We start from the raw sequence: 24599 nt of genomic DNA, 5'->3' as shown, positions 1-24599 counted from the left end.
GTCGGTGGTCCTCCGCTTCGCTCCGGACCACCGACTCCCTCGCACGCGCTCCTCGCGGCCGCCTTCGGCGGCCGCTCTGAGGCGCGCGCCACCGCACCGATCTTTAAATAGCAGTCGCTCGCGGCGTTCGAGTGAAGTTTTGCGAGGGAAGAGCGCTCCGAGAGCGTCTTCCGCATCACGGGGGGTGGACCCCGGCGATGCGAGGGGAGGGATTTGAACCCACGGACCTCTACAGGAGCGGATCTTGAGTCCGCCGCCGTTTCCGGGCTTGGCTACCCTCGCACGCACTCGGGACAAATACCCTGATGAAGGTTTAAGCCTCCGATTCGGGTTCGCAGATGTCGTGTGGGAGTTCCGATGAACGGCCGGAAACCATCATGAGGGTCGCCTGAGCCACAAGCCCCACTCGCGTGATCTCACCCGTGCGTTCCACATCACTCTACTACTCGTCTTGTGAGAGCAGATCGAGCAACTGACGCCCGTCATCGGTGAGGCGGTACTCCGTTCGGCTTCGCGTGTCGCCGTCGACGGAGTGCGGTTCGACCATCCCCGCCGCTTCGAGCTCGTTGAGGTGCTGATAGATAGTCGACGTGGTGACGCCGATCTCCTTGTGTATCTCGTACCCGTGAGACGGGGCGTCATCGAGGAGACGCAGTATTCGAAGTTTGGTTTCGCCGATGAGAGACACGACGTCTGTCCGGTTCGGTTGTATCCGTTATTTACATTATATCGGTTACAGACGACATAATCAGTCGATGGAATCGACTAACTCCGTGAACGCCCTCTTGTTCGACTGGTTCGCTCGCATGTCGTTCAGGAACTCACCGACCGCCTCGAGGAAGGAGAGCCGATCGGCGTCGTCGACGAGCTTCAGCGTCCCCAGAAGCTCTTCGGGAGTAATAAAAATGAGTTCGATGGGCGCGTCTTCGGCCGCTTGCCGCGCGTCACGCTCCTCGCCGGAGCGAAACCCGGCACCCAGAACGAACAGATACTCCCCGAGCTCGTTCAGCCGGCCCTTCTCGACGGCGTGTTGAACGGAGCTTCGAGTGGCCGGCTTGTCTTTGACCTCGATCGCTTTGTGTAACGCGTCACCGCGGAAGATTTCGACGTCGCCCGCCGCGTTCGAGAACTCGTCGGAGACGTTGGCGTGCTCGCAGTCCACCCGCCAGTCCTCCCCTCCCGCGTGGTCGTAGTACGTCCGGACGATGCCCGCGACGACGGCGGGAAGCCGCTCGCCGTTTCCGGATTCGGTTATGTACCGCTCTATTTTGTCCGCGATTAGCTCGTACGGCGCGGCAGACGGGGACTCGAACTCGACCGTCTTCGACTCCAACTCGGAAACCGCTTGTAAGGTCTCTCGGAGGACGTCGGTGGGTTCGAGGGCGCCCTGCGCGACTTTGTCCTCCAGCCGCTGTAAGAGGTTGTAGAGCCGCTCCTGTTTCCGACTGGAGCGGGCGCGGTTGCCGGTGTCGACCTCGGGATGGCGAGCGGGATTGTTCACGAAGGGCTCCGGACTGCCGCCGAGCCGCTCGCCGTGATCTTTTTCCCACGGAACGAGGGCCTTGTGTGCGACGGAGCGCCTCGCCGCGCTCGATGGGACTCAGCCGCGTCTCCTCATCCCGCGTCTCCTCATCCCGCGCCTCCCCACCCTGCGCGCCCACTTATCCCGCGATCATCGCGACGCCGACGACCGCGAGGACGGCCGCGGCGAGCCGGATCCGGAAGTGGCGCTCGCCGAGCAGCACGCCCCCGAGGACGACCGCGACGATCGCCTGCGTGTTGATCACGGGAGAGGCGACGCTCGCGGGCAGCGCCGCGAACGCGACCGTCGTCAGGTGTTCGCCCAGCGCGACGAGCGCGCCGACCGCGAGGAACTTCGGCACGTCTCGCCGAGTCACGTCGATGGGGTTTCGGACCGCCGCGGGGAGCAGCACGACCGCGACGCCGACGAGCAGCAGCGGGACCCACAGCGTCCCGGGGATCGCGAGCTCCTGAAGCGCGACACGCTTGCCCACGTCGGCGACCGCGTAGCAGGCCGCGCTCGCGAGCGCCAGCTGCGCGGGTCGCGAGCGGGTGGCCCGCGCGAGCGGCGCGAAGAAGTCGCCCGGCTCGTAGTTCGCGACGTACACCGCGAGCGTGGTGACGACGACGCCGGCGACCTGGATCGGCGTCAACACCTGTCCGAGCAGCCCGACCTCCAGCGGGAGGACGAACATCGGGACGATCTTGTTGATCGGCGCGACGTACGACACCGCTCCGTCCTCGATGGCGCGCAAGAAGAGGACGAACGCCGCCGCCGTCCCGAGGCTCGTGACGGCGACGACGGCGAACCGTCGGGGGGCGACGAGTCCGGTCAATCCGGCCGCGGCGTCGCTGAATCCGACCGTGATCCCGGTCCCCGCGAGGAACCAGCCGACCGCAGCGACGTTGATCGCCACCGTCAGCGCGGCGGGCGGGTAGCCGGAGAAGGCCCGCTTCAGGGCGAAGAGGTACACGCCCCAGACGACGGCGGCGGCAAGCGCGGAGAGGAGTCCGGCGTCCATTCGGTTGACGTGAGCGCGACCGGAGGAAAGAAGGGTTCGATCCGTCCGCGAACCAGCGCCGTCTTCCGCGCCGCGAAACGGTTAGGTCGCTCCCGCGCGAACGGCGCGCACATGGACGACCACACCCGCGACCCTGGCGTCGCCCCGCCGCTCGGGAACCCGACCGGGTGGCACGCGGGCGACGGTCCCGCCGCGGCGACGGACGAGTCGTCTGCGAGGCCCGACGACGCGGGAGAGTCGTCGGGGGATTCGCCCGACACACACGTGGTCGGCGGCTACTGGGAACACGCGACGCTGCGGCGCGCGACCGAACACGGGGTGCGGCTGTTCAACGACGGCGCCTACCACGAGAGCCACGACTGCTTCGAAAGCGAGTGGTACAACTACGGGAGCGGCACGGCCGAGAGCGCCTTCCTCCACGGGATGGTCCAGGTCGCGGCCGGCGCGTACAAGCGCGTCGACTTCGAGAACGACGCCGGGATGCGGTCGCTGTTCGAGACCGCGCTCCAGTACCTCGACGGCGTCCCGAGCGACTTCTACGGCGTCGACGTCGACGACGTGCGGGCGACGCTCCGGGGCGCGCTCGACGATCCGACCGCGGTCGACGACTGGCGGATCGCCCTCGACGACGCGCGTCCCCCGGCGTACCCCGCCGACTACGAGTACGCGGAGCGGGTCGACGAGGAGCACTGAGGGGATGAGTCGGCGCGGGCAGGACGGAACGGCGACCGTCGCCGACCGAACGCCACTTATCCGCCGCGCACCTGTACCTCGTATGGAAGTCCACGATCTGGGCGACGGGGAGCCGGAGGTCGCCGTCGTCGGCGCGATCCACGGCAACGAGCCCTGCGGCGCCCGCGCCGTCGAGCGCCTGCTCGACGCCGACCTCGACCCCGAGCGGCCGGTGCGGCTGATCGTCGCCAACGAGGCGGCGCTCGACGCCGGGGAGCGGTACCTCGACGCCGACCTCAACCGAGTGTTCCCGGGAAATCCCGACGGAGAGGCCCACGAGGTGCGGCTCGCGGTCGAGCTGCTCGACGCGCTGGCCGGGTGTACGACCCTCGCGATCCACTCGACGCAGTCGTACGCCGAGCCGTTCGCCGTCATCGACTCGATGGACGAGGTGACCCGCGCGGTCGCGCCGCACCTCCCGGTCGACGCCGTGATCCAGACCGACGCGTTCACCGAGGGGCGGCTCATCGAACACCCCCACACGCTCGAAGTCGAGGCCGGTCTCCAAGGCTCTGAGACCGCCGCGGACAACGCCTACTGGCTGGCCCGCGCGTTCCTCGCCGCGACCGGCGCCATCTCCGCGCCCGGCGCCGACGACGTCCTCGACGCCGGCGGCCGCGAGGACGTCTCGGTGTTCCGGCTCCGCGAACGGATCCCGAAGCCGGAGGCGGAGGCGTACGAGGTGTTCGCGCGTAACTTCGAGCGCGTCGAGTCCGGCGAGCGGTTCGCGGCCGCCGACGGCGAGCCGTTGCTCGCCGACGAGCCCTTCTACCCCGTGTTGCTCTCGCCGAACGGCTACCGCGACCAGTTCGGCTACGTCGCCGACCGCGTCGGCACGCTGGAGTAGTCGGCCCCTCTCTCCCTGGCCGCGGCGCGCGGGCGACTGCCCGCCGCCTACTCGACGAGTTCGATACTGTCGTCGCCGTTCGGCACCGCGCAGATGAACGCGCCGGGTTCGTCGCCCTCGTTTCGGTACCAGTGCTCGACGCCGGCGGGGATCAACAGGGCGTCGCCGGGCGAAACCGCGTGTTCCTCCTCACCGATCCCGACGACGTACTCGCCGGCGAGGACGTACTGTTCGTGTTCGACCGCGTTGGTGTGCCGGGGAACCTCGGCGCCCGGCGCGAGTTCGAACCGCCGCATCGCGAAGTTCGGGGCGCCGTCGGACTCGTCGAGGAGGACGCCCTTCGAGAGGCCCTCGGCGGCCTCGACGGGTTCGTACGAGACCTCGTCGCCGTGCTTCACGACCGAGTCGGGATCGCCTGCGTCGCTCATGGCGTCCGTGACGCGAGCCGGGTATTTAACGGCTCACCGAGCGGGCCTCGTGACTTAACCGATCACCGACCGGACCCCGTGACTTAACCGATCACCGACCGGACCCCGTGACTTAACCGATCACCGACCGGACCCCGTGACTTAACCGATCACCGACCGGACCCCGTGACTTAACCGATCACCGACCGAACCCGATGGCATGCGTGGAATCAAGGTCGGGAGCGCGTTCGGGATTCCGATCAGGCTCAACTGGACGTTTCTGCTCGTCTTACCGCTGTTCGCGTACCTCATCGGTGGCGAGGTCGACACCATCGCCGAGGTGATGAACGAGACCGCCGGACTCGGGATCGACACCGCCGCGGTCGCGGCCGGCAACACCCCGTGGATCCTCGGGCTGTCGGCCGCGGTCGGGCTGTTCGTCGGGGTGCTGCTCCACGAGTTCGGCCACTCGCTGGTCGCCATGCGCTACGGCTACGAGATCGAGTCGATCACGCTGTGGCTGCTCGGCGGGCTCGCCAGCTTCGCGGAGTTCCCCGAGGACTGGAGACACGAGTTCTGGATCGCGATCGCCGGCCCGCTGGTCAGCGTCGCGGTTGGGGTCGCCTGCTACGGGGTCGTCCTCGTCGCGCCCGGCGGCGCCGACGCGGTCCTTTTCGTGTTCGGCTACCTCGCGCTGTTGAACGTCGTCCTCGCCGTGTTCAACATGCTCCCCGCGTTCCCGATGGACGGCGGCCGGGTCCTTCGGGCGCTCCTCGCGCGGAACCAACCGCACGCGCAGGCGACCCAGCGGGCCGCCTCCGTGGGGAAGGTGTTCGCGTTCCTGATGGGGATCATCGGGCTGTTCACCTTCCAGCTGCTGCTCATCGTGCTCGCCTTCTTCGTCTACATCGCCGCCTCCGGCGAGGCGCAGCAGACGACCCTGAAGGCCGCCTTCGAGGGCGTCACCGTCACCGACATCATGACGCCCCGCGAGGAGCTCCACACGGTGACGGAGGACACCTCGGTCGCCGACCTGATGAACCGGATGTTCGAGGAGCGTCACACGGGCTACCCCGTCCTCGACGGCGACGAACTCGTCGGGATGGTCACCCTAGAGGACGCCCGGTCGGTCCGCGAGGTGGAGCGCGACGCCTACCGCGTCGACGACGTGATGGCGACGGAGATCGTCGCCGCCGACCCGAACGCCGACGCGCTGACCGCGCTCCAGACGATGCAGGAACACGGCGTCGGGCGGCTTCCCGTCGTCGACGCCGACGGCGAACTCGTCGGTCTCATCTCGCGGTCCGACCTGATGACCGCGTTCAACATCATCCAGACCGGCGGGACGCCGCGGGTCATCGGCGGCCGGCGGCAGCAGGCGGGCGACGAGTCCGGCATTCTCTAATTCTTCCCTCCTCGGCGCGGGAGACCGCGTCCCCGGCGTGGGGTATATACGCGGCAACGACCTACCTCGGTCCGTGACAACCCGGACCATCCGCGCCCGCGACCGGCCGGTGTTCGGCGTCGACGTCCACAGCGGCGACGTCCGCGGCGACAGCCCCTCCTACGCGCTCGTGGTTCTGGACCCCGTCGACGAGGACGACCCGGACGCCCCGGACGCGGACGGCCCGATGGCCCGGATCACCCGCGACGTGGTCTCTTTCCGGAAACTCTGCCGCCTGATCGACGACCGCGAACCCCTCTACGTCGCCACCGACAACGCCTACGAGCTGGCGGCGGACAAGGGTGAGCTGGTGGGGTTCCTCCGGTCGCTTCCGGACGGGACCCGGCTCGTCCAGGTGACCGGCGCGGAGCGCCCGGAACCCCTCTCGCGGGTCGCCTCCCGGCACGGGATCCCCTACGGGAAGGAGCCGATGAAGGAGGCGGAGGCGGCGGCGCGGCTCGCCGCGGCCAACGTCGGCCACGAGGTGACCGCGTTCACCGACGAGACGACCGTGAAGGTGTCCCGCGGGCGCTCCACCGGAAAGGGCGGGTGGAGTCAGGACCGCTACACCCGGCGGATCCACGGCAACGTGAAAAAGCGGACGCGACAGGTCCAGTCGAAGCTGAAGGAGTCGAACCTGTCGTTCGAGCGCGAGGTGACCGAGAAGTACGGCGGCTACGCGAACGCGACGTTCACGGTCGAGGCGCGCCCCGAGGACATCCCCGTCTCGAACTCGCGGGCGGGCGACGTGCGCGTCGAGGTCGAGCGCGAGCGCCGCGACGGCATCGAGTACGAGCCGCTGGTGAAGCGGCGCGACCGCGTCATCGTCGGGATCGACCCCGGAACCACCACGGCTGCCGCGGTCGTCGGACTCGACGGCACCGTCCACGCGTTATACTCCTCGCGGACCGGCGACACCGCCGAGGTGACCGAGTGGATCGTCGAGCAGGGCCGGCCGATCATCGTCGCCGCCGACGTGGAGCCGATGCCGGAGACCGTCGAGAAGTTCCGGCGCTCGTTCGACGCCGCGGGGTGGCAGCCCACGACCGACCTCCCGGTCGACGAGAAGCTCCACCGCACCCGCGAGGCGAGCTACGCGAACGACCACGAGCGGGACGCGCTGGCGGCCGCGCTGTACGCCTTCGACGACCACGAGGACCAGTTCGAGCGGATCGCGGCGAAGACGCCGCCCAGACTCGACCGCGGGGCGGTGATCGCCGGGGTTGTCGCGGGCGGCTCGTCGGTCGAGGCCGTCATCGAGGAGCTGAGCGAGGACGACGGCGGCGGCGGAAACGGCGACGGAGAGGACAACGAAGAGACCGACCCGACGGAGCCGGAACGCACCGAGGAGGAGGAGACGATCCGGCGGCTCCGCGAGCGCGTCGACCGGCTGGAGTCGCACGCCGAGTCGCTGGAGGACGACCTCGACGAGCGTGACGAGCGGATCGCGGAGCTGGAGTCGGAGCTGGAGGAGGCGAAACGCGAAGAGCGGATCGAGGCGCGCACCCGGCGGGCGGTCTCGCGGCTGGAACGCGAGGCGGACCGGCTGGAGCGCGAGCGCGACGAGGCACAGGAGCGCGTCGAGGACCTCGAACGGAAGGTGGAGACGTTGAAGGAGCTGTGGCGGCTCGACCACTCGAACTTCGGCGACGTGGCGGAGGGGCAGGGGCTGGTGAGCGTGAAGGTGGTCGAGCAGTTCACACTCGACGCGCTCGACGACGCCGACGAGGCGTACGGGCTGGTCGACGGCGACGTGGTCTACCTGCGCGACGCGTCCGGGGCGGGCCGCCGGACCGCGGAGCGGCTCGCCGAGACGGAGCCGCGGGCGGTGATCCGCGGCGACGGGAAGATCTCGGACGTGGCCGACGAGGTGCTGTTCGAGCGCGCGGTTCCGGTAGTGCCCGCCGACGTGGTGCCGGTCCGCGAGGTGGACGAGCTGGCGGTCGCGAGCGAGGAGGACCTCGCCGCCGCCGTCGACGACTGGGAGAAGCGCGCCGAGGAGCGACGGCGCGACGAGAAGGCCGAGCGGATCGACCGGATCATCTCCGAACACCGCGCGGGGCGGACGCTGCCAGAGACCGAGGAGTGAGCGCGGGGGGACGCTCCCGGAGACCGAAGAGTGAGCGGCCGACGGCCGCGTTGGCGGCGCTCCGCGCAATCCGTCGACACGCATCCAGAAGTCATATGTCCGGGAACGCACAGTCGGACGTATGGACGCTCACGAGCTGATCACCCGGAACGCGGCCGAGGTGGTCACCGAAGAGGAGATCGAGGCGCTGGCCGACGACCCCGAGGGCAAGCGGGCGTACGTCGGCTACGAGCCCTCGGGCGTGCTCCACATCGGTCACATGCTCACCGCGAACAAGCTCATCGACCTCCAGGAGGCCGGGTTCGAGGTGACCGTGCTGTTGGCCGACGTACACGCATACCTCAACGACAAGGGGTCGTTCGAGGAGATCCGCCACACCGCAGAGCGGATGCGCGACCAGTTCATCGCCTACGGGCTCGACGAGTCTGAACACCCAGTTCGTCCTCGGCTCCGACTTCCAGCTCGACGACGACTACACCCTCGACCTCCACGCCTTGGAGCTTGAGACCACCCTCGCGCGGGCCGAGCGCGCGATGGCCGAGATCACCTCCGGCGACTCCGTGAAGGTGTCCCAGGCCGTCTACCCGCTGATGCAGGCGCTCGACATCCCGTACCTCGGCGTCGACATCGCGGTCGGCGGAATGGAACAGCGGAAGGTCCACATGCTCGCGCGCGACGTGCTGCCGAGCATCGACCGCGAGCCGCCGACGAGCCTCCACACGCCGCTCATCGCCGACCTGGGAACCGGTCGCGGGAAGATGTCCTCCAGCGAGGGCGTCACCATCTCGATGGAGGACTCCCGCGAGGACATCGAGTCGAAGGTGAACGACGCCTACTGCCCGCCGACGGCCAACCCCGAACCGACCGACGACGGCGCCGAGCGCGAGAACCCTGTCCTCCAGGTGTTCGAGTACCACGTGTTCCCGCGGTTCGACGCGGTCACCGTCGAGCGCCCCGAGGAGTACGGCGGGAACCTGGAGTACGACGCCTACGACGACCTGGAGGCCGACCTGGAGTCGGGCGAACTCCACCCCGCGGACGCGAAGGGCGCGCTCGCGGAGTACCTCGACCGCCTCATCGCGCCGGGCCGCCAGCAGCTCGCGGAGTAGACCGGGAGGGGCGCCAGCTACGCGTCGTTCGGCCGCTTATCTTCCGTTTTGCCGCTCGTCGTGTGCCCGCCGACCGCGCAGGTCCCGTCCAAACAGCCGAGTCCGGCCGCCGTCTCGAAGACCGGAAGCCCGCAGTCGCACTCGTCGACGACGACGCCCGCCGGGAACGAGAAGGTGGTCTCGCAGTCGGGGTCGTTCTCGCAGCCGAGGTAGACGCGGCCGGGCGCGAATCGGACCCGCAAGTCGCCCCCGCAGTCGGGGCAGTCCCACGCCCTGTCGAACCGGTCGCTGACGGCGTCCTCCATCGGGTCGCAGGCGGGGTCGAGACAGAGGTGGAACGGCTCGCCGCGCTCGACGCGGATCTTCGGCAGGCCGCAGTCGTCGCAGGTCGCGTCCGTCACGCTCGCGCCCGCCGGCAGCCCCCACCGCGTCTCGCAGTCGAGACAGACCACGTCGCCGCGCGAGCGCACGAGCGGCCCGCCGTCGTCGGGGCAGGTCCCGACCGGAACCCCCGCCTCGGTGACGGGGAGCGCCCGGCACGCGGTCGCTTCCTCGGAGGCCACCCGGAGCCGCCGGGAGCCGTCGCGGGCGGTGACGGTGAACCCGTCGCCGTCGCCCTCGACGACCACGCTCTCGGGCCGAGTGAGCCACGCGACCGGCTGGTAGCCGTCGGCGTCGTGGACGAGCGTCGTGTCGTCCGGTTTGATCAGGACGACGACGCGCCCGCGGTGCGTGCGGGTGCGGTCGCCGCGGTCGGTCACCTGACAGTCGCCTGCGAGCACGCGGAGTCGTTGCGGCATGGGACGGCTGGCCGCGGTATGGGTGAAAAGCGGTCGTTGCGGGGGTTTAAGAGGAATGTGTGGCGCGTGACGACAAACACTGGCGATGCGATGAGGAGATAACTGACAGTAGATCGGCGGCGAACAGCTCCAAAGCCCCAGCCGCGAGGCCGCCGTACGCTCGCTGCGCACCTCACTCGGTCGCTCCGCTCGCTCGTTGCGGTGCTTGCGTCGCCTACGGCGGCCTCGCGCTGCCCCTTTGATTCCCGCCCCGCACCGCACAGCAACCGCACCTCACGCCTCCCCAGCCTCGTCGCTGGCGCCACCGGCGCCAGCGACTCCCTCGCGCGTGCGATTCGCGCCCTTCGGGCGCTCACCGGCACGCGCCACAGCCCCGTAGGTGTCCCTACTCCACCCGAACCGTTCGCGTCGCCGTGACGGGCAACAGTGGAAGGTCCGGGAAGACGACCTCGACGACGAACTCCAGTTCGTCGGCGTCGGGGGGGCCGAACACGCCCACCGGGACCGTCGCCTCCCCGTCGAGGTACGTCGTCGTCGCGGTCATCTCCACGCCGTTGACGGTGACGCGGATCCCCGCGCGTGCGCTCCCGGAGACGGCGGCGACGGAGACCTCGCACATCTCGTTTTCGCCGACCGCGATGGCCTCCGGGAAGTCCCCCCAGTCGACATCGATCCGGGGGCAGTCGCGCGCGGCGTCGATGACCCGCTCCGCGACGGAGTCGCTCATGCCGGCGTTTTCGAGTTCGCTCGCGCCGGCGTCGACTACGTCGGCGGGCGAGGTGAGACCGGCGTCCGCGAGGCGCTCGGCGCGACCGGAGCCGACGCCCTCGACCGCGGTGAGCGCGACGGCCTCGCGGGAGACGCCGTGTTCGACGCGGGCCTCCACGCGGCGCGCGAGGTTGGCGGCGCGGGGACCGGCGAAGCGGTCGAGGAACTCCGCGAGCGCGGCGAGCAGGCGGAGCGCGTTCTGCCGGATCACCCACGCGTCCGACCGGAGGTCCGAGGGGATCGAGTCAGCCATCCCCGCGAGCAGGATCGCGAACACCTTGCGGTGGCCGTCCTCCAGATCCGTGTCGCGGCCGTCGAGGATGCGGTCGATCGCGTCCGACTCGGCCGAGCGCGCCGAGACCGAGTCGAACTCGCCGGCCGACGCGACCGTCTCCAACACCGAGTCGACCGTCAGCGTCTCGCGGTCGGCGAGCCGCCGGAAGCGGCGGGCGGTGTCCAAGCGGAGGTAGTACTTCGAGGCGAGCCGGCCCAGCCCGGTCGGCTCGATCGCGAGGTCGTCGTCGGCCGCGACGAACCCGTCGTCGACGAGCGATTCGAGCGTGTCGCGCACGCGGTCGCGGAGCGTCGGGAAGTCGTACGCGTCCGGCTCTGATTTCGCCCGGACGTAGTAGAAGGTGGTCTCCAGCCACGCCATCACGTCCTCCAGCCCGCGGATCGTCCCCATCGCGATCTCGGCGTTGAGGTGGGATTCAAGGTCGGCCGCGAGCCGCGACTCGATCTCTTTGCCCTCGCGCAGCAGTTTGCGGTACTTGTCGGCGTCGGCACGGTCGCAGACCACCCAGCCGTACCCCACGTCGTCGTACTCCGGCCGGCCGGCGCGCCCGAGCATCTGGAGCACGTCCAGCGGCGAGATGTCGGTCTCCCCCTCCAGCGGGTCGTGGTACTTTGTGTCACGGATGACGACGCAGCGCGCGGGGAGGTTCACCCCCCACGCGAGCGTCGACGTCGAGAAGAGGAACTTGATCTTCCCCTGCTTGAACCACTCCTCGACGCGGTCGCGGTCGTCTTTCCCCAGCCCGGCGTGGTGGAAGCCGACGCCGTCGGTGACCGACTGGCGGAGCGTGTCGTTGGTCAGCTCCTTCGCCTCGTTGTGGAAGTCGTAGTCGTCTCGCGAGTCGATCGGGATGTCCCGCTCGGTGATCTCGTCGCGCGCCTTCTTCGCGGCCTGGACCGTGTCCTGCCGCGAGGAGACGAACACGAGCGCCTGTCCGTCCTCGCGGACGTGCGGCTCGGCCAGGTCGAGCGCGCGGTAGAGCCGGCGGTACTTGTCGGCGAACGCGTTCGAGCCGTGCGAGTACGTCTTCACGCCGGTTTCGAGGTCGACTGGGCGGTACTCGTCGCCGAAGGCGTAGGTCGTCTCCGCGGGCGCGTCCAGCCACTCCGCCACGTCGTCGATGTTCGGCATCGTGGCCGAGAGCGCGACCACGCGGGGGTCCTGGAGCCGGCGGAGCCGCGAGACGGTCACTTCGAGTACGGCACCGCGCTTCTCGGAGTCGAGCAGGTGGACCTCGTCGATGACGACGCAGTCCACGTCGGTGATGAAGGAGTAGCGCGCGGAGTCGTGCTTCCGGGTCGCGCTGTCGGCCTTCTCGGGGGTCGTCACCAGCACGTCGGCGCGCTCCGCGCGGCGCGGGTTCAGGTCGCGCTCGCCGGAGACGACGTACACGGAGTAGCCCAGCTCCTCGAAGCGCTCCCACTCGCTCTCCTTCTCGTTGGTGAGCGCGCGCAGCGGGGCGATAAAGAGGGCGGTGCCGCCCGCCGCGAGGGTCCGGCAGATGGCGAGCTCGGCGAGCGCCGTCTTCCCGGAGGCCGTCGGCGCCGACGCGACCACGTTGTGATCGGTCTCCAGAATGCCCGGGAGCGCCTCCCGTTGCGATCCGGTTGAACTCGTCGAACCCGAAGGCGTCGGCGAACTCCGGCACCGCGTCCGCGACCTTCACGGCACACCACACCCGTGCGCGAGTCGTCGGGAACCGCGGCTGTGTCGCATCGGATCGAGAGGGGGGCTTCGAGGGCAAAGGCGTTTCTCATACGGGCGCGACGGATTGAGTCGCTCCCGAGGTCGCGTTCGCGGTCCCGGTCGGCGGTCGGGGCGTCGCCGCCGTGGACCCACATCGTTTAGGTGACCGCGGCCGACCGCACGGGTATGATCCCCTCGTCGCCGATCGTGATCGGTCTCGCCGTCGCGGTCGCACTGCTCGCGCTGTTCGTGCTCGCCCGCCGCCTCCGCGCTCCGTCCGCCGATGCGCGCGAGTCGAAACGCGCCCACGAGGCGGCCCAAGAGCGCGACGCGCCCGTCGAGATCGGCGAGACCTACGAGTTCGGCGTGACGGAACTGACCGACCACCACTCCGGCTCGGAGGTCGCCGTCGGGAAGGTCGAAGGGTTCGTCGTCTTCACCGAGGACATCCCCGGCGGACTCGAACCGGGCGACGTGATCCGCGCGAAGGTGCTCTCCTTCAACGAGGGGCGCACTTCCGCCGACGCAACCTTCGTCGGACGCGCATAGCCGAGCAGCCGACCCGCCCGCTCTACTCGACCACCCCCTCGCCGAACCGACCACGTCCGCCCCGAACCGGAGGTTCATACGTGATGGCGACGAAGTGGCGTCGCAATGGCACAGGCCGGAACCCAGGACCTCACGGAGCGGTTCATTCAGTTCTATCGCAACTACTACCGCGAGGAGATCGGACAGCTCGCGCAGCGGTACCCCAACGAGCAGCGCTCGCTGTACGTCTCCTACGACGACCTCTTTCAGTTCGACCGCGACCTCGCCGAGGACTTCCTGAACAAGCCCGAGCAGATGCGCGAGTACGCCGAGGAGGCGCTGCGGCTCTACGACCTCCCCGCCGACGTCAGTCTCGGTCGCGCGCACGTCCGGATCGAGGATCTCCCCGAGAGCGTCGACATCCGCGGGATCCGCGTCCACGACGATCATATCGGCAAGCTCGTTTCTATTCAGGGCATCGTCCGGAAGGCGACCGACGTGCGCCCGAAGGTGACCGAGGCCGCCTTCGAGTGCCAGCGCTGCGGCACGATGACGTACATCCCGCAGTCCGACGGCGGCTTCCAGGAACCCCACGAGTGTCAGGGCTGCGAGCGACAGGGGCCGTTCCGCGTCAACTTCGACCAGTCCGAGTTCGTCGACTCCCAGAAGCTCCGCATCCAGGAGTCGCCGGAGGGGCTGCGCGGCGGCGAGACGCCCCAGTCGCTCGACGTCGACATCATCGACGACATCACCGGCGAGGTGAGCCCCGGCGACCACGTCACCTGCGTCGGTGTCCTCCACATCGAACAGGTCGAGCAGGGCAACGAGAAGTCCGCCATCTTCGACCTGTACATGGACGGCGTCTCCATCTCCATCGAGGACGAGGAGTTCGAGGACATGGACATCACCGAGGCGGACAAACGCGACATCATCGAGCTCTCCGAGCGCGACGACATCTACGAGGCGATGGTCGGCTCCATCGCCCCCGCCATCTACGGCTACGAGGAGGAGAAGCTCGCGATGATCCTCCAGCTGTTCTCCGGCGTCACGAAGCACCTGCCCGACGGTTCGCGGATCCGGGGCGACCTCCACATGCTCCTGATCGGGGATCCGGGTACGGGGAAGTGTCTCGATGGCGGCACGAAGGTCGTCCTCAACGATGGACGAGAAGTGCTGATACGCGAGCTGGTCGAGCGAAACCTCGACGATCCGAAGACAGTCGACGACGGCGTCTGGGATAGTGTCGACTTCGAGATTCCCGCACTTCAGGAGAACGGCACTGTCGGGACCTCCCGCGCGACGAAAGTCTGGAAGAGAGAGGCGCCGGCAGAGATGTATCGGGTCGAAACGGCGTCGGGCCGTGAACTCGACGTGACGCCTTCCCACCCGCTGTTCATCCAGCGGGACGGGCAGTTCGCTCCGGTCCGTGCCGAGGAACTGGAAGCAGGCGAGTTCGTGGCGGCACCCGCCCGGCTCGACGTGGACGACGACGACACGCTTGACGTCGATTTTCGAAAGGCACAGTCGCACAACGCCGTCCGTCTTGACGATCCCGAACGATGGACGCCAGCGCTCTCCCGTCTCGTCGGATACATCGTTGCCGAGGGCTACGTCGAGAAACGCGACGATCACTCGGGATTCATTTCGATCACGAACAACGACGAGGAGGTCCTCGAAGACGCCCGCAACACGCTCCGCGACCTTAACCTCGAAACGACCACTAGGAAGCCGCACGATGGCAAGAGTGCGCGGGAGTTACTGTGTTCCGCCGGCGAGTTCGTCAGTTTCCTCAACGAGATCGATGAAGCGCTACTGAAAAGCTCCGCGGAGCAGCGGGTCCCGTCGAGAATCGCAGGCGCCTCTGACGAAATTACCGCGGCTTTCGTTGAGGGAATCATCGAGGGAGAAGGTCACGTCTCTGCGTCGCAACGTGAGATAACCGTCGCGTCGATGAGCGAGGAGCTTCTCGAAGGAGTCCGGTCGCTCTTGCTTCAACATGGGATCACATCCCAGTTACACGAGCGGCACAACGGAAGCAACCGGCTCCGTATCAGCGGTACACAATTCGACCGCTACGTCACTAAGATCGGGTTCGTTACCGAACGAAAACAGTCCGCAGCGGAGGAGCATCTCGAAACGGATCAAAACACGAACGTGGACGTGATCCCGAACGTTGGACCGACGCTTCGTCGGCTGCGTGAGTCGCTGGGATTGACACAGTACGAGTGCGGTGTACCGCGGAGCACGTACCGACACTACGAGGCCGGAAACCGGAATCCGAGTCGGGACGCCCTCAGACGAATTGTCGACGCATTCGAGGACGCGTGTGGGTCCTCCATCGACGGCGATACCGACGCTTTCGCCAAAACAGACGGCGGATCCACCGCACACGACGTTGCCGCGCTCGGCCGACTCGCTGAGAGCGATATTCGCTGGGATCGGATCGAGTCCATCAAGCGAGTCGAACCCGAGGATGAGTGGGTGTACGATCTCGAAGTCGAAGGAGCCCACAACTACGTCTCGAACGGGATCGTCTCACACAACTCGCAGATGATTTCGTACGTAGAAAATATCGCACCTCGCTCGGTGTACACGTCCGGGAAGGGATCGTCCGCGGCGGGTCTCACGGCGGCGGCCGTCCGCGACGACTTCGGCGACGGCCAGCAGTGGTCGCTCGAAGCCGGCGCTCTCGTCCTCGCAGACAAGGGGATAGCCGCTGTCGACGAATTAGATAAGATGGATTCGTCGGATAGGTCGGCAATGCACGAAGGGCTCGAACAACAGAAGATCTCGGTCTCGAAGGCGGGGATCAACGCGACGCTGAAGGCGCGGTGTTCGCTGCTCGGCGCCGCGAACCCCAAGTACGGCCGGTTCGACCAGTACGAGCCGATCGGCGAACAGATCGACCTCGAACCCGCGCTCATCTCGCGGTTCGACCTCATCTTCACCGTGACGGACAGCCCGGACCCGGAACACGACTCCCGGCTGGCGCAACACATCATCAAGACGAACTACGCCGGTGAGCTCAACACCCAGCGCGAGGAGCTGGCCAGCTCGGAGTTCACGTCGGAACAGGTAGCCGAGGTGACCGAGGAGGTCGCGCCGGAGATCGACGCGGAGCTGCTCCGAAAGTACGTCGCCCACGCGAAGCGCTCCTGTTACCCGACGATGACGGAGGAGGCGAAAGAACTCATAGAGGAGTTCTACGTCGACCTCCGCTCGAAGGGCGCCGACGAGGACGCGCCGGTGCCGGTCACCGCCCGGAAGCTGGAGGCGATGGTTCGGCTCTCGGAGGCGAGCGCGCGGGTCCGGCTCTCGGACACCGTCGAGCGCGAGGACGCCGACCGCGCGACTGACATTGTCGAGTCGTGTCTCAAAGACATCGGCGTCGACCCGGAGACGGGGCAGTTCGACGCCGACGTGGTCGAGACGGGCACCTCGAAGAGCCAGCGCGACCGCATCAAGAACATCAAGGGCCTCATCGCCGATATCGAGGAGGAGTACCAGGAGGGCGCGCCCGTCGACGAGGTGCTCGATCGCGCCGGCGAGATCGGGATGGATCCGGGGAAGGCCGAAGGGGAGATCGAGAAGCTCCGGACGAAAGGCGAAGTGTACGAGCCCAAGCAGGGCCACCTGCGGACGACGTAGATGGACCGGATCTCCGCGATACGGAACGTCGAGGACGCGCTCCGCGAGTTCGAGAACGGCGAGACCGACCTCGCGGCCACCGAGCGGCGCGTCGCGGCCGTGCTTCGGACGTACGCCACCGAGTTCGACGGCGACGACGACGTGTTCCGGGCCGTCGGCGACGACCCCGTCGACGGGACCGTGGTCGTCGCGCCATCCGAGCCGGCCGCACGCGAGCGCGTCCTCGCGGTGAGTGACGTCGACGCCGATCCGGACGACGGCGATCGGCCCGCCTTCGAGGTCGAGCGGTTCTAACTTCTGATCGCTGGATCGAGAGAACGCGGCCGGAACGCGGTCGCTGAAGCCGGCTGAAACGTTCCGGTTCGGAACGAATAAATTCCAAAATCGACCAGCGGCGGCCGTGTTGTTGGTCGTGACGTATTCGGCGGCCGCTCGAACCGGTCTCCGAAACCTGTGTCGCCGCCACGAATCGGTCGTCGCCCGCCGGTTCGGGCGGGCCGCGCTGCTCGACGAGACGGTGTACGCCGCGTTCCTCGCGCTGCGGCTGCGGGAGTCACACGGCGGGGACGTCCAGATAGAACGCACCGAGCCGTTCAACGAGTTCGTCGCCGTCGACGATCCGGTGCGGGAGGCCGCCGCGGCCTACGCGGATCGGTCCGCGAAGGCGACGCCGTACGCCGCCTTCGCCGCGGGGACGGAGCATCCGGACCCGGACGCCATGCGCGGCCGAGAGCTGTGACCGGAGCAGGGCCGACACCGTCGGAGCCGGACCGCGAGGACCGCGAAAACGAATCCGTCGGAGCGGACGGGAAAAACGAGTCTGCCACCGTCGAAGCCCGTCCGAAGCCGAGCGCGGTACTCGGACGGGTACCCACTGACGCGGGACTCCGACGCCAGCTCGCGGCGGCCGCGCGTTCGCAGGGGCAGACAGCGTCGCTCGCGGCGGAGATCGACGAGATCGAAGCCGAACTCGCGGCGATAGAGGTCGAACCGGTCGACCTGACCGCGGCGCGGCGACGGGTCGCGGAGACGACCGGTGAGATAGAGCGGCTGAAAGAACGGGTCGCCGCGCTCCGCGGCGACGCTCGGGCGCGCCGCGCGGTCGACGCCGACGCGGACGAGGCGCTCGACGACCTCGAGGCGGCGGCCGCGGAGCTATCGGCCGCACAGACCGAAGCGATCGCGGCCGAGCAGGCGCTCGAACGCGCGCGAGCCGAGGCGACCCGCGCCCGCGACGAGCGACGGCGACGGCTACGGCTCCGCGATCGGCTTCGGAACCGACGGCGCGAAGCCCGTCGCGAGCTCGCCGAGTCAATGTATCCGGAGTTCCGGCGGGCGCTCGCGGTCGTTCCGGCCGGCGACCCGAGCGCGGCCGGTGAGGGACCGGACGCGTACGACGGGGACCCGATAACGGCGTCGCTCGCGGCGGTCAGGATCGCGGCGCTCGACGCCCCGGTCGAACTGCGCGGCGACGCGGCGCGGGCGGTCGCCGCGTCCGAGCGGAGCGCGCGGTCGCTGCTCCGAACCATGGACGTTCGTATGGGAGGAACGTTCGCTGCGTCAGGTACGTCAGGAACGTCCAACGCGTCTGGCAGCCCCTGCGGCTCCGACGGAGCGGACGAACGCTGAACTCGGGCAGCGTCTTGGGCCGCCCCGACGCTTAAATGCGATTCCGCGGGATCCGGCGCATGGAACTCGACTGGTCCGTCGAGCGCGAGGGGGACGCGTCGCTCGTCGGATTCCGGGTGCGCAACGACGGGGCGGTCCCGCGACGGGTCCGGATCGAGAGTCGGCTGAAGGGTCCGGTTCTCCCGCCGCGGCGGGGCGGCGTCGCCGAGGCCGGGTGGGACGCCGCGGGCGTGACGGCGGTCGTCAGCCCGGGCGAGCGCGAGACGTTCGGGTTCGCGGCGCTCGCGGACGCGGTCGAGCCGCCGGTTGAGATCGCGAGCGTCGAATCCGTCGATCCGGGCAAGAAAGACACTCGTGCGGCGGACGAAACCGGATCCGACCTCGCGCGGGCGGCGGTACGGGACCTCGAAACCCATTGCCCGCCGCGGCGAGCGGTCACGGGAGCGATCGACCCCGATGACCGCGGAGAAGCCGGGCGAGGCGCGGGAGAGACCGCCCGGAACGGAAACTCAGTCGATCGGAGAGGGGGCGAAGCCGGCGGCGGCGCAGAGGCGGTCGAGTCGACGGTCGGAAGCGACTCGGGCCGGGCGGCGACCGCGGAATCGACATCACGGACGGCGACGGCCGACGAGATAGACGCGTGGTTCGCGAGCGTCGAGACCCGGATCGATCGGGCGGAGCGGCTGACCGACGCCGACCTCGCGACGGCGACGGCGGTCGTCGAGGAGGCCGGCGGTCTCGACGCGGTCGACGGACTCGACGAGCGCGTCGCGGCCGACGCTGAGCGCCTGAAGGCGATCCGCGACCGCGCAGCGGCGCTGGCGGAGCGCGCCGAGGAGAGCGAGGTGCCGACGGAGGCGCTGGAGGCGCTGGCGTGATCCTCGCGGTGGCCGGCGGGAAGGGAGGAGTCGGGAAGACGACGCTGGCGTACAACGTCGCCGCCGAACTCGACGGGGTCGTCGTCGACGCGGACCTCGGCATGGCGGACCTCCCGGACGGCCGCGGCCCGGACCTCCACGACGTGCTGGCCGGCACGGCCGATCCGATGGAGACGGTCCGCCCCGGGCCGGTGGACATCGTCCCGTGCGGGCGGACGCTGGCCGGCGCGCGCGCCGCGGACCTGACGCGACTGAATGGAGCAGTCGCCGCGGTCGAGCGCGAGTTCGGCACCGTCGTCCTCGACTGTCCCGCGGGGCGCCGCGCCGACGCCGGCGTGCCGCTGGCGGTCGCGGACGCCTGCCTGCTCGTCGTCTCGCCGCGGGCGTTCGCGCTCGCCGACGCGATCCGGACCCGCGAACTCGCGCGCGAGCTCGACGCCGGGCTGGTCGGGTGCGCGGTCAACCGCGTGACCGAGCCGCCGCCGGTCGACCCGATCGGCGACGCGCTCGGCGCGCCGGTCGAGGTGGTCCCGGCCGATCCGCGCGTCGGGCGGTCCGTCGCTGCGGAGCGACCGGTCGCGGACGCCGCACCCGACAGCGAGGCCGCGGCGGCGGTCCGGGCGCTCGCGCGACGCGTCCCGGAGTGAGGAGGGATGAGGGCAAAGCGGGAGATACGCCGCGACACCGGGCCTTTTTACTCCGGCCGCCCCGTCGTCGAGAGCGATGATCAGCGTCGCGCTCCTCGTCGGCGTCGCCGTCGTCGCCGCGCTCGCGGTCTCGGTTGGACCGCTGTACGCGGCAGACCGCTTTCGGGACCTGCGGGAGCCGACCGAGGCGGAGCGTGAACAGATCGCGGCGCTGGCGGAGGCCGGCGGACTCGACGTCGACCGGATCGCGATCGAATCCGTCGACGGGGACGGCGCGAGCGGAGGCGGAGCGGTCGGCGACGACGACTCGGCCGCCGGTCCCGCGGAGGTGGGGGTCCGGGGACCGCCCCGTCGACGGGTGCTGTTCCTCACCGAGGACGTACTGACGGACCTCGACGAGGACGTCGCGGTCGGGCTGTTCGCGGCGGAGGCCGGTCGGGTGACGACGTACTACACCGAGTTCCGCGCCGTCGCCGTCGGGGGCGTGCTGGCGCTGCTGACGGCGGTCGTCACGACGCTCGTCCCGTTCGGGTCCGGCTTCGCTGCCGTCGTCGCCGTCGGACTCGTCTCCTTCTGGGCCGGCCGTCGGGTCCAGTACGCGGCGGACGCCCGCGCCGCGGACGCCGTCGGCGCCGACCGCGTCGCGGACGCGTTCGAGCGCGTCGCGGAGCGTCGCGGGATCGAGCCTGAGACCGGCGACTGGTCGACGTGGTTCGAGGTCCAACCGCCGCTCGGCGACCGGATCGCGCGGCTCCGCGAACGATCGGCCGAATCGGAGTAGCGGGCGGCGGCGAGCCGAGTCGGGTCCGCGCCTCAGTTCCGCGACCGCCGGGCGACGGCGGACTCGGGACCGACGCGCACGTCGTAGCCCGCAACGGTGAGCGAGACGTCGATGTCGTCGCCGGACCCGCCGGAAACGAGCGCGTCCAGCGCGTCGGGGTCGACGTGCTCGTACAGCACGACGCCCTCCTCGTGTAGGTCGACAGAGTCGACGCCGGCGAGGTCGGCAATCGCTTCGACGACGGCGAGGCTGGGACTCGGTCCGTCGCCGCCGTGGGGGACGCGAGTCGTCTCGGGTTCCAAATCGGAATCGCTCGATTCGGTCGTTGCGCTGCTCATACGCGGGTCCTCGTCGAAGCAGTATAAAAATAGGTTGTTCAATTTATCAGAAACGAGGTTGGCGTGGCGTCCCGGTCCCGGAACCGTTACCAACCAGCCGCACGCGTGTAGAGACAACTCGAATGCGACTCCCGGAACGACAGCTCGCGGTCCTCGAGGCCGCGAGCGCGACGGACGAACGAACGGTGGCGGAGATAGCCGCGGAGACCGACCTGAAGCCGGAGACGGTCGCGGGCGCGGCCTTCGACCTGGCGGAGGAGGGCCTCGTCGAGGTCGGGTCGGTGACCGACGAGACGCTCGAACTCACCGACGAGGGACGAGCCTACGTCGATGCGGGGCTGCCCGAGACGCGGCTCTACCGGGCCGGTCTCGACGCCGGCGCCGACGCCGAGCCGGTCTCGATGGGCCCGGTCATCGACGGGGCCGACCTGGACGGACCCGAGGTCGACATCGCCTTGGCGAACTTCGCGCGGAAGGGCTTCGGGAGCGTCGACGGCGGCGAACTTTCGGTTGACCCCGACGCCGACCCCGACGACGATCCGGAGGCGACGGCGCTCGCCGCGCTCACGGACGCCGACGGTGAGAGTCGCAGCGCGGCTGATCTCGCCGTCGACGACGCGGTGATCGACCAGCTCGACTCGCGGGGACTGATCGCGGTCGCGGAGTCGGTCACCCGGACGGTGACGCTCACCGACGACGGCGTCGACGCGCTGATGACGGGCGTCGAAGCGACCGAGACGGTGGGCGCACTCACGCCCGAGCTGCTCGCCAGCGGCGAGTGGCGCGACGCGGAGTTCGCCGAGTACAACGTCGAGGCCGAGGCGGAGACGGCCCGCGGCGGCCGCAAGCACGTCCTCCGGCGGACCGCCGACCGCGTGAAGGACGTGCTCGTCGGCATGGGATTTCAGGAGATGGAGGGTCCCCACGCCGACGCCGACTTCTGGATCAACGACTGCCTGTTCATGCCGCAGGACCACCCGGCGCGGACCCACTGGGACCGGTTCGCGCTCGACGTGGACCCGATGGAAGAGATTCCCAACGAGCTGATGACCCGCGTCGAGTCGGCCCACCGCGACGGCTGGGGCGAGGACGGCGACGGCTACCACTCGCCGTGGTCCGAGGAGTTCGCCCGCGAGGTCGCGCTCCGCGGCCACACCACGTCGCTGTCGATGCGCTACCTCTCCGGGGTCGCGGGCGCGGAGCTTGAGCCGCCGCAGCGCTACTTCTCGGTCGAGAAGGTGTACCGCAACGACACGCTCGACCCGACGCACCTCTTGGAGTTCTTCCAGATCGAGGGGTGGGTGATGGCCGAGGACCTCTCGGTCCGCGACCTGATGGGGACCTTCGAGGAGTTCTATCGCCAGTTCGGAATTACGGACATCCGGTTCAAGCCGCACTACAACCCCTACACTGAGCCGTCCTTCGAGCTGTTCGGCGAGCACCCGGAGACGGGCGAGGAGATCGAGATCGGCAACTCCGGCGTCTTCCGCGAGGAGGTCACCGGCCCGCTCGGCGTCGACTGCGACGTGATGGCGTGGGGTCTCGCCTTGGAGCGACTGGCGATGCTGACGACGGGCGCGGAGGACATCCGCGACCTCCACGGGACGCTCGCCGACATCGACTTCCTGCGGAACGCGGAGGTGAGCTACTGATGCCCGTCGTCGACGTCGACCCCGACGAGCTCCGCGAGCTGACCGGCCACGAGGAGAAAGAGGACGAGGAACTCAAGGCGGACCTGTTCGGTCTCGGCCTGGAGTTCGAGGGCAAGACCGACGACGGCGAGTTCCAGTTCGAGTTCGCGCCCGACCGACTCGACCGGCTCTCCGTCGAGGGGGTCGCCCGATCGCTGCGCTACCACTACGGCGACGCGCGCGGCGTCTACGTCCCGAACACGAACGATCCGGAGTGGACCATCGAGGTCGACGAGTCGGTCCCCGACGAGCGGCCGTACGTCACCGGCGCCGTGGTCCGCGGACTCGACCTCGACGAGGCGGCGCTGGAGTCGTTGATCCAGCTCCAAGAGAAGCTCCACGCGACGATGGGCCGCGGCCGCGCGAAGGGCGCAATCGGGGTCCACGACCTCGCGATGGTGAAGGGCGCGCCGCTCCAGGAGGGCGCGGAGCCGTCGATCACCTACCGCGGCGTCGACCCCGACGGCGAGACGTTCGTCCCGCTCGACGCCAACGACGAGCTGACTCCCGCCGAGGTCTTGGAGGAACACGACACGGGGACGACCTACGCCGACCTCGTTGAGGACCTCGACCGCTATCCCGCTATCTACGACGATCTCGGTCTGTTCTCGTTCCCGCCCGTCATCAACGGGAAGCGCACCGAGGTGACGACCGGCTCCCGCGAGCTGTTCGTCGAGCTGACCGGCACCGACCAGTGGACGATCGACAGGATGTGGAACATCATCTGTTACGCGCTGTCGGCCCGCGGCGCGACGATCGAGGAGGTCGAGGTGAACTACGCCGACGGCGCGACCCACCCGAGCGAGTACGGGGCCGAACTCGTCCGCCCGAACCTCGACGTCGACGAGAAGACCGTCTCGCACGATCGGATCGAGACGCTGCTCGGCGTCGACTTCGAGCCGGAGGAGGTCGTCGACTGCTTCGAGCGCGCCGGACTCGACGCCTCGTACACGCTCGGCGAGGACGTGACCTACGAGGTGTCGATTCCGCCGTACCGCGTCGACGTGCTCCACCCGCTCGACCTCGTCGACGACGTGGGGCGCGCGTACGGCTTCGACAACCTGGAGCCGCGCTACCCGGACGTGGGCACGGTCGGCGGGCGCCACGAGCGCTCGCGGCTGGAGGACGCGGTCCGAACCAGCCTCGTCGGGCTGGGCTTCGAGGACCTGCTGAACTTCCACATGACGAGCGGGACCGAGAACTACGACCGGATGCGGATCGAGCCGGGCACCGGCGGCGCCGCGGCCGACGGCGCGGGCGTCTTCGGGGGCGGCGACCCCGCGGAGATCACGGAGCCGTACAGCGAGGAGTACACCCAGCTCCGCACCTGGGCGCTCCCGTCGCTCGTCATGCTGTTGGAGCGAAATACCCACAACGCCTACCCGCAGGACGTCGCCGAGGTCGGCTTCGTCGCCGAGCGCGACGACGACGCGGACACGGGCGTCACCGAATCCCGACACGTCGCCGGCGCGGTCGCCCGCCGCGACGCCTCCTACGAGGCCGCGAAGGGGCGGCTCCAGGCGCTCTGTGACGACTTCAACGCCGACCTGGCGACGCCGCGGACCGAACACCCCTCGTTCATCGAGGGGCGCGCCGCCGACGTCGTCGTCGACGGCGAGCGCGTCGGCGTGATCGGCGAGCTCCACCCCGCGGTGCTCGTCGAACACGACCTCGAAGTGCCGGTCGCCGCCTTCGAGTTCGACCTCGACGCGCTGCGGTAACGGACGTCGAGCGAGCGG

19 protein-coding genes, 1 tRNA gene and 3 pseudogenes are annotated in these 24599 nt (G+C 69.2%); 15 read left to right on the top strand and 8 right to left on the bottom strand.

The features are described from left to right. Positions 1-198 precede the first annotated feature (198 nt). From ACODNG_RS09800 to ACODNG_RS09785, 4 genes and pseudogenes are all read right to left on the bottom strand, one after another. Positions 199-282, bottom strand: a tRNA-Leu gene (locus tag ACODNG_RS09800). A 160-nt stretch (positions 283-442) separates the two neighbouring features. Continuing rightward, positions 443-688 carry a PadR family transcriptional regulator gene (locus ACODNG_RS09795; RefSeq protein ID WP_434521163.1) on the bottom strand — a complete coding sequence of 82 codons (246 nt, stop codon included), beginning with the start codon at positions 686-688 and terminating at the stop codon, positions 443-445. Between the two features lie 60 nt (positions 689-748). Next, positions 749-1573 (bottom strand): annotated as a pseudogene (locus ACODNG_RS09790) (restriction endonuclease, SacI family); the annotation flags it as partial. Positions 1574-1661: 88 nt separating this feature from the next. Further along, on the bottom strand, positions 1662-2543 hold the full coding sequence (locus ACODNG_RS09785; protein WP_434521162.1) for an EamA family transporter: 882 nt from the start codon (positions 2541-2543) through the stop codon (positions 1662-1664). A gap of 111 nt (positions 2544-2654) precedes the next feature. Here ACODNG_RS09785 and ACODNG_RS09780 point away from each other — a divergent pair, with 111 nt between their 5' ends. Continuing rightward, positions 2655-3236 carry a DUF309 domain-containing protein gene (locus ACODNG_RS09780; RefSeq protein ID WP_434521161.1) on the top strand — a complete coding sequence of 194 codons (582 nt, stop codon included), beginning with the start codon at positions 2655-2657 and terminating at the stop codon, positions 3234-3236. Positions 3237-3318: 82 nt separating this feature from the next. Continuing rightward, a complete protein-coding gene (locus tag ACODNG_RS09775) occupies positions 3319-4122 on the top strand; it encodes a succinylglutamate desuccinylase (protein WP_434521160.1) in 804 nt (267 codons plus the stop codon). Positions 4123-4169: 47 nt separating this feature from the next. Here the strand turns inward: ACODNG_RS09775 and ACODNG_RS09770 are convergent, their stop codons facing one another. Then, positions 4170-4550, bottom strand: coding sequence for a cupin domain-containing protein (locus ACODNG_RS09770; protein ID WP_434521159.1), 381 nt, complete (start codon positions 4548-4550; stop codon positions 4170-4172). A 199-nt stretch (positions 4551-4749) separates the two neighbouring features. Here ACODNG_RS09770 and ACODNG_RS09765 point away from each other — a divergent pair, with 199 nt between their 5' ends. The 3 genes and pseudogenes from ACODNG_RS09765 (at position 4750) to ACODNG_RS09755 (ending at position 9171) form a co-directional block, all read left to right on the top strand. Beyond that, entirely contained in the window at positions 4750-5934 is a 1185-nt protein-coding gene (locus ACODNG_RS09765) for a CBS domain-containing protein (protein WP_434521158.1), read from the top strand. 73 nt (positions 5935-6007) lie between these two features. Further along, positions 6008-8062, top strand: coding sequence for a DUF460 domain-containing protein (locus ACODNG_RS09760; protein WP_434521157.1), 2055 nt, complete (start codon positions 6008-6010; stop codon positions 8060-8062). Between the two features lie 121 nt (positions 8063-8183). Further along, positions 8184-9171: pseudogene (locus ACODNG_RS09755) on the top strand (tyrosine--tRNA ligase). A gap of 17 nt (positions 9172-9188) precedes the next feature. Here ACODNG_RS09755 and ACODNG_RS09750 read toward each other — a convergent pair. Further along, positions 9189-9971, bottom strand: coding sequence for a topoisomerase DNA-binding C4 zinc finger domain-containing protein (locus ACODNG_RS09750; protein WP_434521156.1), 783 nt, complete (start codon positions 9969-9971; stop codon positions 9189-9191). A gap of 385 nt (positions 9972-10356) precedes the next feature. Then, a pseudogene (locus ACODNG_RS09745) lies at positions 10357-12700 on the bottom strand (DEAD/DEAH box helicase). Positions 12701-12906: 206 nt separating this feature from the next. On the opposite strand from ACODNG_RS09745, the gene ACODNG_RS09740 reads away from it, so the two are divergent. The 8 genes from ACODNG_RS09740 (at position 12907) to ACODNG_RS09705 (ending at position 20831) form a co-directional block, all read left to right on the top strand. Beyond that, the gene (locus ACODNG_RS09740) at positions 12907-13269 is read left to right on the top strand and encodes a TRAM domain-containing protein (protein WP_434521155.1); all 363 of its coding nucleotides are present in this window, start codon (positions 12907-12909) and stop codon (positions 13267-13269) included. Between the two features lie 105 nt (positions 13270-13374). Continuing rightward, positions 13375-16896 carry an LAGLIDADG family homing endonuclease gene (locus ACODNG_RS09735; RefSeq protein ID WP_434521154.1) on the top strand — a complete coding sequence of 1174 codons (3522 nt, stop codon included), beginning with the start codon at positions 13375-13377 and terminating at the stop codon, positions 16894-16896. Beyond that, entirely contained in the window at positions 16897-17190 is a 294-nt protein-coding gene (locus tag ACODNG_RS09730; protein ID WP_434521153.1) for a hypothetical protein, read from the top strand. Between the two features lie 106 nt (positions 17191-17296). Then, positions 17297-17635 carry a hypothetical protein gene (locus ACODNG_RS09725; RefSeq protein WP_434521152.1) on the top strand — a complete coding sequence of 113 codons (339 nt, stop codon included), beginning with the start codon at positions 17297-17299 and terminating at the stop codon, positions 17633-17635. After that, positions 17632-18525: a hypothetical protein gene (locus tag ACODNG_RS09720; protein ID WP_434521151.1), complete on the top strand. Its 894-nt coding sequence runs from the start codon at positions 17632-17634 to the stop codon at positions 18523-18525. Before ACODNG_RS09725 ends, ACODNG_RS09720 begins: the two co-directional genes overlap by 4 nt. Before the next feature lie 59 nt (positions 18526-18584). Continuing rightward, positions 18585-19403, top strand: a complete 819-nt coding sequence (locus ACODNG_RS09715; protein ID WP_434521150.1) for a hypothetical protein — start codon at positions 18585-18587, stop codon at positions 19401-19403. Continuing rightward, positions 19400-20050, top strand: coding sequence for a chromosome partitioning protein ParA (locus tag ACODNG_RS09710; protein WP_434521149.1), 651 nt, complete (start codon positions 19400-19402; stop codon positions 20048-20050). The genes ACODNG_RS09715 and ACODNG_RS09710 overlap by 4 nt, the downstream gene beginning before the upstream one ends. Positions 20051-20126: 76 nt before the next feature. Beyond that, positions 20127-20831: a peptidase gene (locus ACODNG_RS09705; RefSeq protein ID WP_434521148.1), complete on the top strand. Its 705-nt coding sequence runs from the start codon at positions 20127-20129 to the stop codon at positions 20829-20831. Positions 20832-20863: 32 nt separating this feature from the next. Here ACODNG_RS09705 and ACODNG_RS09700 read toward each other — a convergent pair whose 3' ends face one another. Further along, positions 20864-21169: a HalOD1 output domain-containing protein gene (locus ACODNG_RS09700; RefSeq protein ID WP_434521147.1), complete on the bottom strand. Its 306-nt coding sequence runs from the start codon at positions 21167-21169 to the stop codon at positions 20864-20866. A 122-nt stretch (positions 21170-21291) separates the two neighbouring features. Here ACODNG_RS09700 and ACODNG_RS09695 point away from each other — a divergent pair, with 122 nt between their 5' ends. After that, positions 21292-22821 carry a phenylalanine--tRNA ligase subunit alpha gene (locus ACODNG_RS09695; protein ID WP_434521146.1) on the top strand — a complete coding sequence of 510 codons (1530 nt, stop codon included), beginning with the start codon at positions 21292-21294 and terminating at the stop codon, positions 22819-22821. After that, entirely contained in the window at positions 22821-24581 is a 1761-nt protein-coding gene (pheT, locus tag ACODNG_RS09690; RefSeq protein ID WP_434521145.1) for a phenylalanine--tRNA ligase subunit beta, read from the top strand. The genes ACODNG_RS09695 and pheT overlap by 1 nt, the downstream gene beginning before the upstream one ends. Positions 24582-24599: the final 18 nt, after the last annotated feature.

Source organism: Halorubrum sp. AS12 (genome assembly GCF_051122765.1).
GTDB classification, from domain to species: Archaea; Halobacteriota; Halobacteria; order Halobacteriales; family Haloferacaceae; genus Halorubrum; species Halorubrum trapanicum.
This window is presented reverse-complemented; position numbering and strand designations above follow the sequence as displayed.